The organism is Herbaspirillum sp. alder98 (assembly GCF_020179755.1).
Lineage (GTDB): Bacteria > Pseudomonadota > Gammaproteobacteria > Burkholderiales > Burkholderiaceae_D > Herbaspirillum.
On sequence record NZ_JAIUCY010000015.1, the window covers coordinates 1 to 14,621 of the forward strand.

General features: G+C 62.5%; 13 protein-coding genes. 6 read left to right on the plus strand and 7 right to left on the minus strand.

Annotated features, from left to right (window positions below; genetic code table 11):
* Together LBW87_RS22520 and LBW87_RS22525 are read right to left on the minus strand one after the other, a co-directional pair.
* On the minus strand, positions 1–434 hold a 434-nt coding region (locus LBW87_RS22520), incomplete at its 3' end, for an NAD(P)-binding domain-containing protein (RefSeq protein WP_225202280.1).
* A 63-nt stretch (positions 435–497) separates the two neighbouring features.
* Positions 498–1,610, minus strand: coding sequence for a sigma-54-dependent Fis family transcriptional regulator (locus LBW87_RS22525; RefSeq protein ID WP_225203718.1), 1,113 nt, complete (start codon positions 1,608–1,610; stop codon positions 498–500).
* Between the two features lie 175 nt (positions 1,611–1,785).
* On the opposite strand from LBW87_RS22525, the gene LBW87_RS22530 reads away from it, so the two are divergent.
* Positions 1,786–2,688, plus strand: a complete 903-nt coding sequence (locus LBW87_RS22530) for a LysR family transcriptional regulator (RefSeq protein ID WP_225203719.1) — start codon at positions 1,786–1,788, stop codon at positions 2,686–2,688.
* A 29-nt stretch (positions 2,689–2,717) separates the two neighbouring features.
* Here LBW87_RS22530 and LBW87_RS22535 read toward each other — a convergent pair whose 3' ends face one another.
* The 4 genes from LBW87_RS22535 to LBW87_RS22550 all read right to left on the minus strand — a co-directional run bounded on the left by LBW87_RS22535 (position 2,718) and on the right by LBW87_RS22550 (position 7,310).
* A complete protein-coding gene (locus LBW87_RS22535; RefSeq protein WP_225203720.1) occupies positions 2,718–3,515 on the minus strand; it encodes an SDR family NAD(P)-dependent oxidoreductase in 798 nt (265 codons plus the stop codon).
* A gap of 9 nt (positions 3,516–3,524) precedes the next feature.
* A complete protein-coding gene (locus LBW87_RS22540) occupies positions 3,525–4,295 on the minus strand; it encodes an SDR family NAD(P)-dependent oxidoreductase (RefSeq protein WP_225203721.1) in 771 nt (256 codons plus the stop codon).
* Between the two features lie 76 nt (positions 4,296–4,371).
* Positions 4,372–6,255 (minus strand): TRAP transporter large permease subunit, encoded by a 1,884-nt coding sequence (locus LBW87_RS22545; RefSeq protein WP_225203722.1) that lies wholly within the window; start codon positions 6,253–6,255, stop codon positions 4,372–4,374.
* A 20-nt stretch (positions 6,256–6,275) separates the two neighbouring features.
* Positions 6,276–7,310 (minus strand): TRAP transporter substrate-binding protein, encoded by a 1,035-nt coding sequence (locus LBW87_RS22550; RefSeq protein WP_225203723.1) that lies wholly within the window; start codon positions 7,308–7,310, stop codon positions 6,276–6,278.
* 562 nt (positions 7,311–7,872) lie between these two features.
* Here LBW87_RS22550 and LBW87_RS22555 point away from each other — a divergent pair.
* From LBW87_RS22555 to LBW87_RS22570, 4 genes are all read left to right on the plus strand, one after another.
* Positions 7,873–9,048, plus strand: coding sequence for an acetyl-CoA acetyltransferase (locus LBW87_RS22555; protein ID WP_225203724.1), 1,176 nt, complete (start codon positions 7,873–7,875; stop codon positions 9,046–9,048).
* 91 nt (positions 9,049–9,139) lie between these two features.
* A complete protein-coding gene (locus LBW87_RS22560; protein WP_225203725.1) occupies positions 9,140–10,738 on the plus strand; it encodes an acyl-CoA synthetase in 1,599 nt (532 codons plus the stop codon).
* Positions 10,735–11,298: a PCC domain-containing protein gene (locus LBW87_RS22565; RefSeq protein WP_225203726.1), complete on the plus strand. Its 564-nt coding sequence runs from the start codon at positions 10,735–10,737 to the stop codon at positions 11,296–11,298. Before LBW87_RS22560 ends, LBW87_RS22565 begins: the two co-directional genes overlap by 4 nt.
* A gap of 2 nt (positions 11,299–11,300) precedes the next feature.
* Positions 11,301–11,765, plus strand: coding sequence for a PPC domain-containing DNA-binding protein (locus LBW87_RS22570; RefSeq protein WP_225203727.1), 465 nt, complete (start codon positions 11,301–11,303; stop codon positions 11,763–11,765).
* 46 nt (positions 11,766–11,811) lie between these two features.
* Here LBW87_RS22570 and LBW87_RS22575 read toward each other — a convergent pair whose 3' ends face one another.
* Positions 11,812–13,101, minus strand: a complete 1,290-nt coding sequence (locus LBW87_RS22575; protein ID WP_225203728.1) for a dicarboxylate/amino acid:cation symporter — start codon at positions 13,099–13,101, stop codon at positions 11,812–11,814.
* Positions 13,102–13,557: 456 nt separating this feature from the next.
* On the opposite strand from LBW87_RS22575, the gene LBW87_RS22580 reads away from it, so the two are divergent.
* The gene (locus tag LBW87_RS22580; RefSeq protein ID WP_225203729.1) at positions 13,558–14,613 is read left to right on the plus strand and encodes a porin; all 1,056 of its coding nucleotides are present in this window, start codon (positions 13,558–13,560) and stop codon (positions 14,611–14,613) included.
* The last annotated feature ends 8 nt before the right edge of the window (positions 14,614–14,621 follow it).

Consider the following 14,621-nt stretch of genomic DNA (forward strand, 5'->3'; position numbering starts at 1 on the left):
CCGCCACCCTGGCTGTAGGTCGAACGCACGGTGTGGCCTGGCGCCTTCGGGGCGATCATGATCACGTCCAGGTCGGCGCGCGGCACGACTTGGCCGTAGTGCACGTTGAAGCCGTGGGCGAACGCCAGCGTGGCACCCTGCTTGGCGTATGGCGCGACGTTTTCCGCATACACCTGGCCGATGTTTTCATCCGGCAGCAGGATCATGATGACGTCGGCTTCCTTGACCGCATCGTTGACTTCTGCCACCTTCAGGCCGGCCTTCTCGGCCTTGCTCCAGGAGGCGCCGTCGCGACGCAGACCCACCGTCACCTTACAGCCCGAATCCTTCAGGTTCAGCGCGTGTGCGTGACCTTGCGAACCGTAACCGATGATGGTCACGTTTTTGTTCTTGATCAGGGACAGGTCTGCGTCTTTGTCGTAAAAAACTTTCATGCTCTTCCTAATGAATTGCGCCGGGCCCATGCCCGGCTGATGAGGGAAATAAATAATGGCGCGTCAGGCTGCCGCGTACGCCGGCAACCCCTGATCGCGCACATGCGGAATGTCCAGCTGGCGCAGCTTGCGGTACAGCGATGCGCGGCACATCCCGAGTTGCCGCGACGCGGCCGAGATGTTCCAGCGACTGCCGACCAGCGCATTGATCACCCGATTGCGTTCGTCCCGCAACGCGTCACCGGGCACCCTGACCACCACAGCTTGTGGCTGCAGCGGACGGGCGGGAGCGGCGAGAGCGGATGCTGCCGTCTCGCCGGCCATGGATTGCATCAATTCTTCCGGCAGGTCATGCAGCTCGATCCGTGCGCCGTTCATCACGGCGCAGCTATAACGCACCACCGCATGCATCTGACGCAGGTTGCCGGGCCAGGCATAGGCCAGCATGCGCTGCAGCGCAACCGGCGCGATCGGCGCTTGCGCGGCCTCTTCGGCATCGTCGAGCTGCAATTCGTCGGCGATCATCTGCATGACCAGGCGTCGGCGATCAGTGCGCTCGCGCAACGACGGCAAGCGCAATACGCCGCCGGCGATACGGTAATAAAGATCCTCGCGGAAACGTCCGTCGGCGACCAGCGCCTTGAGGTCCTGGTGGGTGGCACAGATCAGCTGCAGGTCGACCGGCACCGGGCGCATCGCACCCAGCGGAATCACCTCGCGTTCGGATAGCACCCGCAACAAGCGCGTCTGCAGTGAAAACGGCATGTCGCCGATTTCATCCAGGAACAAGGTGCCGCCATCGGCTTGTTGAACCTTGCCCTTCATGCCGCCCGGCAAGGCGCCCGAAAACGCGCCCTTGCAATAACCGAACAGTTCGCTCTCGGCCAGGCTCTCGGGAATCGAGGCGCAGTTGACCGCCACCCATGCCGCTGCGCGACGGGCGCTATAGGCATGCAATGCACGTGACAGATATTCCTTGCCGGTGCCGGTTTCACCCAGGATCAATACCGGGATGCCGCGATCGATCAGGCGTTTGCCGCGTTCGATCAGGTCGAACATGATCGGGTCATCACCCGACAACTGGTCGATGCCGCGATAAGCGCAAGAAGCTGCGGGGGAAGAGGGTCGTGCGGTCCTGACGTTGGTCAAAGGGTGTTCTACCGTCTGTGTCGGCATGATTGTCTCCTGTCTTGAACTGCTTTTTCTTCTTGTCGCGGCGAGACACGCTTTTGGCGCGGCAACCGGCTGCGAGGCGGTCGCAAGTTTGCCACCTCTGCGTCGAAGAATATCGAGACAATCTAATAACTTCCAATACAATATTCGAACAGAATCAATACCTTGAAGGTATGAAATGATCGAATTGAGACACCTCACTTATTTCCGCACCGTAGCAGAAACATTGCATTTCGGACGCGCTGCGGAGCTGTTGCATATCTCGCAACCACCGCTCACACGGCAGATTGCAGCGCTCGAGAAGGAGCTCGGCGCACAATTGTTCGACCGCAGCAAACGGGCCATCCAGCTGACGCCGGCCGGCAAATATTTTTATCGCGACACCACAGAAATTTTCAAGGCACTGGAGCGCGCCAAGCGCAATGCCGCCTCATCGAGCACCGGCAAAAGCGGCGCATTGCGGGTCGGCTTCATGATGTCGTCGGCCTACAACATCCTGCCATCGGTCACGCGGCACTATTCGGCCGCCTATCCCGAGGTCGACATGCGGCTGACCGAATACGTGCCCAACCTGCTGGCGACCGACATCGAGGATGAGAAGGTCGATGTCGGCGTGATGTACCGCCCGGAAGACTGCACCCGCCTGGACAGCCATACCATCTACGCCGAACCGTTGCTGGCAGTGTTGCCGCGCGACCATCGCCTGGCCGGGCAGGCGGCCATTTCGGTGGCGCAACTGGCCGATGATCCCTTCATCAGCATTCCGCGCCCGATTGCGCCGGTGGTGTTCGACATCATCGTCAGCCACTGCCGGGCCAATGGCTTTCGCCCGACCATCCGGCTCGAGGCCAACCTGCAGCAGACCATCGTCAACCTGGTCGGCGAAGGCCTGGGGGTGGCGCTGGTGCCGACCTCGATGCAAGCGATGCACCTGGACACCACGGTGTTCAAGCCCCTCATCAATGCGCCGATGGTCGAGGTAGCCGTGATCTGGAACCGCGAAAACAGCAACCCCTGCATCAGGACCTTTGCCGATACGGCAGTGGAGGTCTGGCGCAAGCTGCGGCCGCTGGCGTCATAGGGCCTGCTCACATTAAATCTGAACAGGCCCTAGTTACACCGCAACGACAAGCCACCGTCGACGATCAGGTCCAGCCCGGTGATATAGCGGGCATTGTCCGAGGCCAGGAACAGCGAGGCATGCGCCACATCCCAGGCGTCGCCCATGAAGCCCATCGGGCATTGGGCGTGGCGCTTGGCGCGCATTTCCTCGATGTCGCCACCGTAGGCGGCCTTGAGCGGTTCACGGATCATCGGCGTATCCATCAAGCCCGGCAGCACGCAATTGGCGCGAATACCCAGCGGCGCATACTGCATCGCCACGTTCTTGGTGAACGCCAGGATCGCCGCCTTGGTGGCGGTATAACCGAGATAGGGAAAGCCGATCCAGCGCAACGCTGCCAACGACGAGATATTGACGATGGCGCCCCGGCGCTGCGCCTCCATGATCGGCAACACATACTTGTGGGTCAGGAACAGGCTGGTCTGGTTGACCGCCACCAGCCGGTTCCAGCTTTCCTCGCTGGTCTCGACCGGCCCGCCGGTCTCGGCGATGCCGACATTGTTATGCAATACATCGACCCGTCCGAAATGGTCCATGGCGGCTTCGGCGATCGCTTTCACGTCGGCCGACTTCGATACGTCGGCAGCCAGCACTTCGCAGATTCCGCCTTCCGAGCGAATGATGTCGCGCGTCTGCTGCGCCGCTTCGATACTGCGATCCACCGCCAGGATCCTGCCGCCCTCGCGGGCATACAAAGCCGCTGCCGCCTTGCCGTTGCCCCAGCCTTCACCCACCGAACCGGCGCCGGTGACGATGATGACCTTGTCCTGCATCTGCTTGTTCATGTGGGCTCCTCAGATGCTCAATACGCCGCCGGCGACGAAACCGCCATCGACCGGAATCACGTGGCCGGTGATATAGGACGACTCGTCGCCCGCCAGGAAACTGACCGCGCTGGCGATCTCGTCGGTGCTGCCGTAGCGGCGCATCGGCACCAGCCGGTAATAACTTTCGCGGGTGGCATCGGAATGCAGCGCCTGCGTCATCGGCGTGTCCACCGGACCGGGCGCGACGCTGTTGACGGTGATGCCGTGCTCGGCCAGTTCGATCGCCATCTGCCGCGTCAGGCCGATCACGGCCGCCTTCGAGGTGCCATAGGCGGTGCGCCCGGCGCCGGCGCGAATGCCCGAGATGGACGAGATGTTGATGATGCGTCCCCACTTGTGCCTGAGCATCAGGCGCGCGGCATGCTGCCCGGCGACCAGCACGCCGGTGACGTTGATGTTGATGGTCTTCTGCCAGGTATCGACGGGAAAATCGAGGAACGACACGGTGTTGGCAATGCCGGCATTGTTGACCAGCACATCGCAACGACCGTAGTCGCGATCGAGGTCCGCGAAGGCCTGCGCGATCGACTCCGGATTGCCCACGTCCATGCGCAGGGCCGCGGCGCGATGGCCTTGTGCCTCGAGCGCGGCGGCCGTGGCCTGGGCGGCGTCGAGGTTGATGTCGGCGACCACCACGGTGTAACCCCGCGCGGCCAACTGGCTGCTGATGGCCGCGCCAATGCCCATGGCTCCGCCCGTCACGAGCGCCACGCGGGCGCCGCTATCGCTTTGATTCATGTTGTCTCCGAGGATGTGGGCGGCCCCGGTGAATGGAGGGGCCGCCGCTTTTGAAGTGCTAGCTAGGCAAGATAGATCAGAGGAAGCCGATGGAAATCCATGGCACGAAGGCCACCACCAGCAACGCCACCACGAGCGCCGCCAGGTAACCCCATACGCGATTGAACACGCCGTCCGGCGACACCTTGCCGATGGCGCAGGCGGCATAGAAGCCGACCCCGAACGGTGGCGCGAAGAGCCCGATGCCCATCGCCAGGATCACCACCATCGCGTAGTGCACGTCGTGCACGCCCAGCGAACGGGCGACCGGGAACAGCAGTGGACCGAACAGCACGATGGCGGGAATCCCTTCCAGCAGACTGCCCAGCACGATGAAGATGACAATCGTGATCAGCAGGAAACCGACACCACCGCCCGGCACGCCCTGCATCAGCGACACCAGCTTGGCCGAGAAGCCCGACTGCGTCAGCGCCCAGGCCATCGACGTGGCCATGCCGATGATCAGCAGGATCGCGCCCGACAGCGCCGCCGCTTCGATCAGCATCGGATACAGGCGCTTGAAGTCGAGGTGCTTCATGAACAGGTGCATCACCAGTCCCACCACGATGGTATAGGCCACGCCGATGGTCGCCACTTCGGTCGCGGTGGCCACGCCTTCGATCACCGCCACCCGGATCAGCATCGGCAGCGCCAGCGCAGGAATCGCCGCGATCAGGGTCTTCATGATCAGCGACAGCGGCGCGCGCTTGACGTCAGGCATCGGTTCGCGACGCGCACGCATCCAGCAGACGACGGCGATAGCGATAGTGGCGATGGCCGCCGGCATCAGGCCGCCGATGAACAACGCCGTGATCGACACGCTGCACACTGCGCCGATGGTGATCAGCACCAGGCTCGGTGGAATCGTTTCGGTCATGGCGCCGGATGAAGACAGCAACGCCACCAGCTCTTCAGGCTTGGAGCCGCGCTTCTTCATCTCGGGGAACAGCGCCGGCGCAATGGCCGCCATGTCGGCCGCCTTCGAGCCGGAAATACCGGACACCAGGAACATCGCGCCCAGCAATACATATTGCAAGCCGCCCCGCACGTGGCCCAGCAGCGACGCCATGAAATCGATCAGCGTCTTGGCCAGCCCGCTCATCTCCAGCAGCGAACCCAGCAGCACGAACAGCGGCACCGACAGCAGGATCAGGCTGGACATGCCCTCGTCCATGCGACTGACCACGATCATCAGCGGCGCATTGGTGGCCAATGCCAGATAGGCCATGGTGGCGGTACCGAAGGCGAAGGCAATCGGAATGCCGCCAGCCACGCACAATCCGATCAGCACCACGAAGAACACGATCAGGTTGTAGTTGCCCATGGCCAGCAGGGCGGGCTTGGCCAGCCACAGGCCGCCGGCGATCAGCGCCACCACCAGCAGCGCCGAACCCAGCAGGCGCAGGGTGGTCACCGATGCCATGCGCGAGACCGCCGCCAGCAGCATCAGGATCGCCCCCACCGGCAAGGCGCCAGCGCGCAGGCCGTCGGGGATTTCCAGGGCCGGCGTGGTGATGGCCATCTGCTCCACCGCGTGATCCACCGCGGGGTGGATCACCATCAGCACGAAGATGCACACCACCAGCGCGGCCACCGTCTCGAGCCAGATACGGCCCTTCTCCGACATCTTGTTGATGATGGCGGTCAGCCGCATGTGCTCACCGCGATCCAGCGCCAGCACCGCGCCCAGCATCGACAGCCAGATGAACAGGATCGAGGCCAGTTCATCCGACCAGATCAAGGGATCGTGCAGCGCATAGCGATAGATCACGCCGGTCAGCAGGACCACCGTTTCGGCCACCACCAGCGCCGCCGCAGCGGCGCCGACCACGTGCATGACGAGGCGGTTCAGCCCCACCAGCGCACGGGCAGCCGGATTCATGTTTACCGGCTCGCGGTAAGTCATTGCAGCTTCCATCATCAACCTCCAGCGATGTCGTTTCAGGCCAGCTTGCCGGTGTACTTCTCCAGCAGGGCCCATGGCTCGTCACCGAACTTCTTGTGCCATTCGGCATAGAAACCGGCGCTGCGCAGCTTGGCGCGGAACGATTCGTTGTCGGTATCGTTGAAGGTCAATCCCTTGCCCTTCATTTCGCCGACCAGCGAATCATTGAGCTTCTTGACGTCGCCGCGCTGGTTCAGGCCGGCTTCGTTGATGTTGCGGGTCATGATGTCCTGCAGGTCCTTGGGCAGGCGCTCGAAGGACTTCTTGTTGCCGAGGAACCAGAAGCCGTCCCACATGTGGTTGGTGATGGAGCAGAACTTCTGCACTTCATACAGCTTGGCGGTGGAGATGATGGCCAGCGGGTTCTCTTGTCCTTCGACGATGCGGGTCTGCAGCGCCGAATACACTTCGGCGAAGTTGATCGAGGTCGGGGCCGCTTCGACGGCGCGGAACATCGAGGTCCACAGCGGGCTCGGTGGCACCCGCAGCTTCATGCTCTTGAGGTCGTCGGCGGTCTTGATCGGGCGCGTGCTGTTGGTGATCTGGCGATAGCCGTTGTCCCAGATCTTCTCGAACGCGAACAGGGTCGACTTGCCTTCGATCTGCTTGCGCACATGCGCGCCGAGCTCGCCGTCCATGGCGGCCCATACCTGGCTGTAATCCTTGAACGCGAAACCGATGCCGCTGATCTGCGCGGCCGGCACCAGCGTGCCCAGGATCAGCGGCGACAGGGTAAAGAAATCGATGGCGCCAGCGCGCACCTGCGACAGCATGTCGGTGTCGGTGCCGAGCTGATTGTTAGGGTAGAGCTGCAACTCGATGCGACCCTTCGATTCGGCCGAGATCTTGGCCGCCATTTCCTTGGCGCGCGTGTTCATCGGGTGCGACACCGGCAGGTTGTTGGCGTACTTCAGGGTGAATTCGGCCGCATGTGCCGAGGTGCCGTACAGGCCGGTCGCGGCGGCTGCCGATGCTACCGATGCAGTCTTCAGAAAATGACGACGCGTGATCTTGCCAGTGGGTTGTCCCATCTGCTTGTCTCCTGTTTGTTTTAATTGAAAATTGCTGAAATCCGGCGCGACTGGATGCGCATGACGCAACCGCCGTTCCTGGTAACAACACTGCCTGTACGACTCCAGAGCAATTTGAATGCCATGCCGCCGACGATGCCTCGGCAAGCTGGCGCGCCCTCCCCTGAGATCCGCACTGCGCCTGTATTCTCTGCGATAACGCAGGAGCAGCACAAGAGCCGCCGACGACATTTGAAGCGGCCGCCGCGGATGCGACACCTGTCGCATTTGTGTCGCAGCACTGTCGCACCGGATGCACACCTGTCGGACTGATTTCATGACGCACTGCAGCGACCGCAGCGCAGCATAAATCGAAGGCGCCATCATGCTATCGTCAGCGCAACGCCCCCGTCATGCGCCTGCGCGCGATCTTCGCCAGCGGCCACACCGCCGCGTCGGCATCGGCGCGCAGGCGTGGCACCGTTTTTGCATTGGGGGTTGTGTTAAACGGGGCGGGTCGCCTTGATCCGGGCGCGCCGATGCTCCGACCTCAATCGAGTCTCAAGTCTTATAAGGACATCACATGACTGCATCCTCTCCCTGCATTACCGGCTGGCACCACTCCCAATTCGGCAAGCTCGACGGCATCGATCCCGAAGTCCTGATCGGCCAGGTCGCCAAGGCCGCCATCGAACACGCAGGACTGCAACCGGAAGACATCGACTCGGTCCACATCGGCACCTTCAATGCCGGATTCCTGTATCAGGACTTCCCCTCTTCGCTGGTCTTCAACAGCTTGCCGCAATTGCGCTTCAAGCCCGCCGTGCGGGTCGAGAACGCCTGCGCCACCGGCTCGGCCGCGATCCATTCAGGGCTGCAGTCGATCAAGGCCGGCGAATCGAAGCATGTGCTGGTGATCGGCTTCGAGAAGATGACCGAGCTGGCCACGCCGCAGGTGGGCGAGGTCTTGCTGAAGGCGTGTTACGCCAAGGAAGAGGCCGGCATCCCCGGTGGCTTCGCCGGCGTATTCGGCCAGATCGCACAAAGTTATTTCGACCGCTTCGGCGACCAGTCCGATGCGCTGGCGATGATCGCCGCCAAGAACCACAAGAACGGCATGGCCAATCCGTATGCGCACATGCGCCGCGATTTCGGTTTCGACTTCTGCCGCAATGTGTCCGACAAGAACCCGTTCGTGGCCGGCCCGCTCAAGCGCACCGACTGCTCGCTGGTGTCGGACGGCGCCGCCGCGCTGGTCTTGAGTGCTGCCGATGTCGCCAAGTCGATGCCACGTGCGGTGCAGTTCCGCGCGGCGGTGCACATCAATGACTTCCTGCCGCTGTCGCGCCGCGACGCCACCCGTTTCGAAGCCGCCGAGCTGGCCTGGAAGACCGCCCTGGGGCAAGCGCGCCTGACTCTGGACGACCTGTCGCTGGTGGAGACCCACGACTGCTTCACCGTCGCCGAGCTGCTGGAATACGAAGCGATGGGGCTGGCGCCGCACGGCCAGGGCGCGCGCGTGATCCTCGATGGCGTCACCGCCAAGGACGGCAAGCTGCCGGTCAATCCGTCGGGCGGCCTCAAGTCGAAGGGCCATCCGGTGGGCGCCACCGGGGTCTCGATGCACGTGATGGCGGCCATGCAGGCCGCACACGATGCCGGCGACATGCAGATCGCCAATGCCCGCCACGTCGGCGTATTCAATATGGGCGGCGCGGCCGTCGCCAACTACGTGAGCATCCTGGAACGCGTGCATTGAGCACGGCCACGACGCCGTCCGGACAACGCCGGCGGCGTCGGCCAGAAGAATAATTCCAGCCACGCCAAATTCTTAGAGAACGAGTGAGACGATGTTAAAGAAAGTCATGAACCTGGGCCGCCTGCTATCGGATGTGGCGCGCCGCTTTCCCGACCAGCCCGGCCTGATCCTCAGCCGCGCCGAGGCCAACGGCGACGACCGCATCGTCACCTGGCGACAGATCAACGACCGGGTCGATGCGCTGGCGCATGCGCTGGCGTCGCGCGGGGTGGTCAAGGGCGACAAGATGCTGGTCCATTCGCGCAACAACCAGCAGATCTTCGAGAGCGCCTGGGCCGCCTTCAAGCTGGGCGTGGTGTGGGTCCCCACCAACTTCCGCATCACGCCGCCTGAAGCGGCTTACCTGGGCCAGTCGAGCGGCGCCTCGGTGATGATCTACGACCACGGTTTCAGCCATTACGTGGATGCGGTCAAGGCTGCCTCGCCGGCCTTGAAGCATGTGGTGGCGCTGCGCGAGCCGCGCGCCGGCGAACTCGATTTCGAGGCGCTGGTGTCGGACGCCACCGGCGCGGCCTTCGATGAAGTCGAGGTCGATTACGAAGACCCGCTCTGGTTCTTCTATACCTCCGGCACCACCGGACACCCCAAGGCAGGCATCCTCTCGCATGGCCAGATGGCCTTCGTGGTGACCAATCACCTGGCCGACCTGATGCCGGGCCTGAACCACGAGTCGCGTTCGCTGGTGGTGGCGCCGCTGTCGCATGGCGCCGGCATCCACGCCGTGATCAACACAGCCCGTGGCGCGGCCAGCATCCTGCTGGCCAGCGAGCGGCTGGTGGTGGAAGAAGCCTGGCAACTGGTCGAGAAATACCGCGTGGACAACATGTTCACGGTGCCGACCATCGTCAAGATCCTGGTCGAGGATGAATCGGTGGACCGTTACGACCACAGCTCGCTGAAGCATGTGATCTACGCCGGCGCGCCCATGTACCGGGCCGACCAGGTCTATGCGCTCAAGAAGCTGGGGCGGGTCCTGGTGCAGTATTACGGCCTGGGCGAAGTGACCGGCAACATCACCTTCCTGCCGCCTTACATGCACCAGGAGGATGACGCCCATCCACAGGCGCGGGTCGGCAGTTGCGGCATGCCGCGCACCGGCATGGAGATCGCCATCCTCAACGACGACGGCCACAAGCTGGCGCCCTTCGAGACCGGCGAGATCTGCGTGCGCGGGCCAGCCGTATTCATGGGTTACCACAACAACTCCGAGGCCAATGCCAAGGCTTTCAAGTACGACTGGTTCCATACCGGCGACCTGGGCCATGTCGACCAGGAAGGTTTCCTCTATATCACCGGCCGCTCGTCGGACATGTACATCTCGGGTGGCTCCAACGTCTATCCGCGCGAGATCGAAGAAGCGCTGCTGACGCACCCGGCGGTGTCGGAAGTGGCGGTGCTGGGCGTGCCGGACCCCAAGTGGGGCGAGAGCGGCCTGGCGGTGATCGTCGCCAAGCCCGGCCAGCAGGTCGATGGCGACGCCTTGCTGGCGCACCTGGAAGAACGCATCGGCAAGTACAAGTGGCCGCGTCGCTTCGTCTTCTGGGAAACCATGCCCAAGTCGGGCTACGGCAAGATCGTCAAGAAACAGATCAAGTCACTGCTGGAGGAAAAGGGAGAATATCGTCTATGAAACTGTCGAGCAAACCGGCTGACGGTCACCCCGGCTTCGTCGAAGTGCGCAAGTTTCTTCATGCAGGCCAGCCAAGCTATCCGCGCACGCTGGACCTGGAGGCCAATCCGGCCGAAGAACTGCGCATCACGCTGCAACCGGGCACCAGGGTGGGCGACGCCTTGCGGCGCGTACTGGCCCGCTATGGACAACGCGGCGGGGTCGGTCGCATGTGCGGCGGCACCGCGCGCGCGTTGCACTATCACCGCATCGAGAGCACCCGCGACGACAATCGTCCCTATGATTACGGCCCACCGTATGTGTTGCAAGGCACGATTACCTTCGTGACCGGCGCCATCACGGTGGGCCAGAACCAGGAAGGCAAGATCCTTCTGCATTGCCACTCGGGTTTCATCGACGGCGACGGCACCATCCACGGTGGCCATCTGCTGCTCGACACGGTGGAGGTGGGCGACGATCCGCTCATCATCCGCCTGTGCCTGTTTTCACAAGGCGCCTTCGTCGTCAACAGCGATGAAGAGACGCTATTCAGTCTATTGCATCCGACACCCATGGAATGATGATGACGACCTCGACCATCGCAAACAACACCACCGACATTGATACAGACAACGACATCCAGGTTGAAGAAGGCACCCTCGGCAAGCTGGTGATGGCGCGCCTGAAACCCAACCAGGACCTGACCGAAAGCGTCGAGGCGCTGTGCCTGCAGCATGGCATGCAACGTGCCATCGTGCGCGGCGCCATCGGCAGCCTGATCGATGCCCACCTGCAGTATGCGGGCCAGAACGGCGCGCGCCGGATGGAAGTCAATGGCCCCGGCGTAGAGATACTGAATGTCTTCGGCGAGATCGGGTTTACCGACGCCAAGTCCAATCCCAATCCGCTACAGGGCGTAGTGGCCGACACCGATGGCAAGATCTTTGCCGGGCGTTTCGTGCGCGGCGCCAACCTGTCGTTCATCACCATCGAAATCACCTTGCAGGAATGGATTCCGGCCAAGGTGGCCCAGGCGCTTCCGGCCTGATACGCCAGCCTGAAAAGAAAGAAGGACGCCCTGAGGCGTCCTTCGATCATGCGTGCAACTTGAGTTCGGCTTCGCGCTCGATCTCGCGTTCGGCCGCGCTTGCCTCTTCTTCCGACAACAGCCCGCCCTCCCATTTGGCCACCACGGCCGAGGCAATCGAGTTGCCCACTGCGTTGGTGGCGGAGCGGCCCATGTCGAGGAAGGTGTCGATACCCAGGATCACCAGCAATCCGGCTTCGGGGATATTGAACTGGTGCAGCGTGGCGGCAATCACCACCAGTGACGCCCGCGGCACGCCGGCGATGCCCTTGGAGGTCAGCATCAGCACCGCCATCATGGTGATCTGCGTCGTCAGCGACAACTCCATGCCGTAGGCCTGAACGATGAACATGGTGGCGAAGGTGCAGTAGATCATCGAGCCGTCGAGGTTGAACGAATACCCCATCGGCATGACGAAACTGGAGATCTTGCGCTTCACACCGAAACGGTCGAGCGCATCCAGCAGCTTGGGATAGGCCGCCTCCGAGCTGGCGGTGGCGAACGCCAGCAGGAACGGTTCCTTGATCAAGACCAGCAGATGCATGATGCGCCCGCGCAGGAACACGAAGCCGGCCCCAATCAGCAACACCCACAACAGCGCCAGCGAGAAATAGAAGTCACGGATGAAGACGGCGAAGCTGAGCAGGATCTCCAGGCCATTGATGGCCACCGTCGCGGCCATCGCGGCAAACACCGCCAGCGGCGCCATCTTCATCACGTAGCCGGTGATCTTGAGCATGGCGTGCGACAGATCGTCGACCACCGCCAGCAGGTTCTTGCCGCGCTCGCCCAGGGCCGCCAGGGCGACACCGAAGAACATCGAGAACACCACGATCTGCAGGATTTCATTCTGCGCCATGGCCTCGGCCACCGACCGCGGCACCAGGTGGTTGAAGAATTCCTTCAGGGTGAACTTGCTGGTGGCCAGGCCGGCGGCAGCCGCATCCGGCGGCGGCAGTGCGACCCCGGCGCCCGGTTGCAACAGGTTGGCCATGACCATGCCCAGCGCCAGCGACACCAGCGAAGCCAGGAAGAACCAGCTCAGCGACTTGGCGAAGATGCGGCCCACCGAGCGGGCATCGCCCATGTGGGCAATACCGACCACCAGGGTCGAAAACACCAGCGGCGCGATGACCATCTTGATCAGCCGCAGGAACATGTCGGAGATGATCGAGATATAGCCCGCCAATTCCTTGGCATGCGCTTTATCGGTATGCGAGAAGATCAGATAACCCACCAGGATGCCCAGCAGCATCGCGATGAAGATAATGACGGCGGGGGGAATGCGTTTTTTCATGGAATCTCCTGCCCCGCTTTGGCGATGCGGGAACGTGGTGCGCGCTTGAGTCGAATGTCCGCTGCCCTGGCGTCCCACGTCTTGATGCATGAGATTTCCACCTGGAAATGGACTGATTTTTCTCGACGAGCGATAAAAAAGGACGAAGCTTATTGATCTTGGGCGGCATCGTCAAGATCGTCGGGCACAAGCCCGGCCGCACCGAGGCACGATCGCCCTGCTCGTTTCATTAATCGCGCATCTCGCACGATGTCAGCCGCGCACGTGTAAACGGCGCCGATTTCATTCGCTTTTATTCGTGATCCCGACTGGCGCCACGACACCGTGGCGACAAATCGACACCTTGCCGGAGTGTCACGAGGTGGAAATAATTTGTCTCTAATCTCGCGACCTTTGTCGGGGGACGCGTGACATCCCCGACATCAAGAATAATCAATTCATCGAGGGATACCCAACATGCAGACCAAGAACAAATTCGCCATCACCACGCTTGCCATCGGCGCCGCACTGGCCTGTGGCCAGGCTGCCGCACAATCGAACGTGACCATCTACGGTATCGTCGATTCCGGCCTGGAAGTGATCAACCACGCATCGGCCGCCGGTTCGGTGTCGCGCATCAGCTCGGGCAACCTGTCGGGTTCGCGCATCGGTTTTCGCGGCACCGAAGATCTGGGTGGCGGCCTGCAGGCCGTGTTCGTTCTCGAGAACGGCTACTCGGTAGACAACGGCACCGCGCTGCAAAGCGGTCGCCTGTTCGGTCGCCAATCCTATGTTGGCCTGCAGGGCAGCTGGGGCAGCCTGCTGATCGGTCGCCAGAACAGCCTCATGCTGGAATGGATGAGCAAGTACAACACCATGGACAACGCCACCTGGTCGTCCAAGGTGCATGATGCGGCCTTCTCGGACCGTATCGACAATGCCGTCAAGTACACCGGCCGGGTCGGCGCCTTCGAACTGTCGACCTACTACAGCACCGGCTTCGACAGCACCAAGGGCGGCGAAGTGGCCGGCAGCAGCGCCGCCGGTCGCGAATACGGTTTCGGCGGCCAGTACCTGGGCGAAGGCTTCAAGGCCGGCCTGGTGTATGACCAGAAGAATGGCCAGACCGCAGCGCTGTCGGGCAACACCGACCGTCACCTGACCTTCGGCGCACGCTACAAGATCGGCGCGGCGGAAGTGCTGGGTGGCTACCTGGTGCGCCGTCAGAAGACCGCGCCGGCCACCAGCATCCGCTCCGATGTCAGCTGGATCGGCATGAGCTACCAGGTCAGCCAGCCGCTGCAACTGTCGGCGTCGCTGTACCACACCGATGTGAAGCGCTCGAACCAGGATCCGACCTCGATCATCACCATGGTCAAGTATTCGCTGTCCAAGCGCACCGACCTGTACCTGATCAATTCGTATGTGTGGAACAAGAACGGCTCGAACCTGGGCGTGAACGGTTTCGGTACCGATATCGCCGCCGGCTCGAACCAGTTCGGCACCATGGCGGGTATCCGCCACACGTTCTGATCGGCACG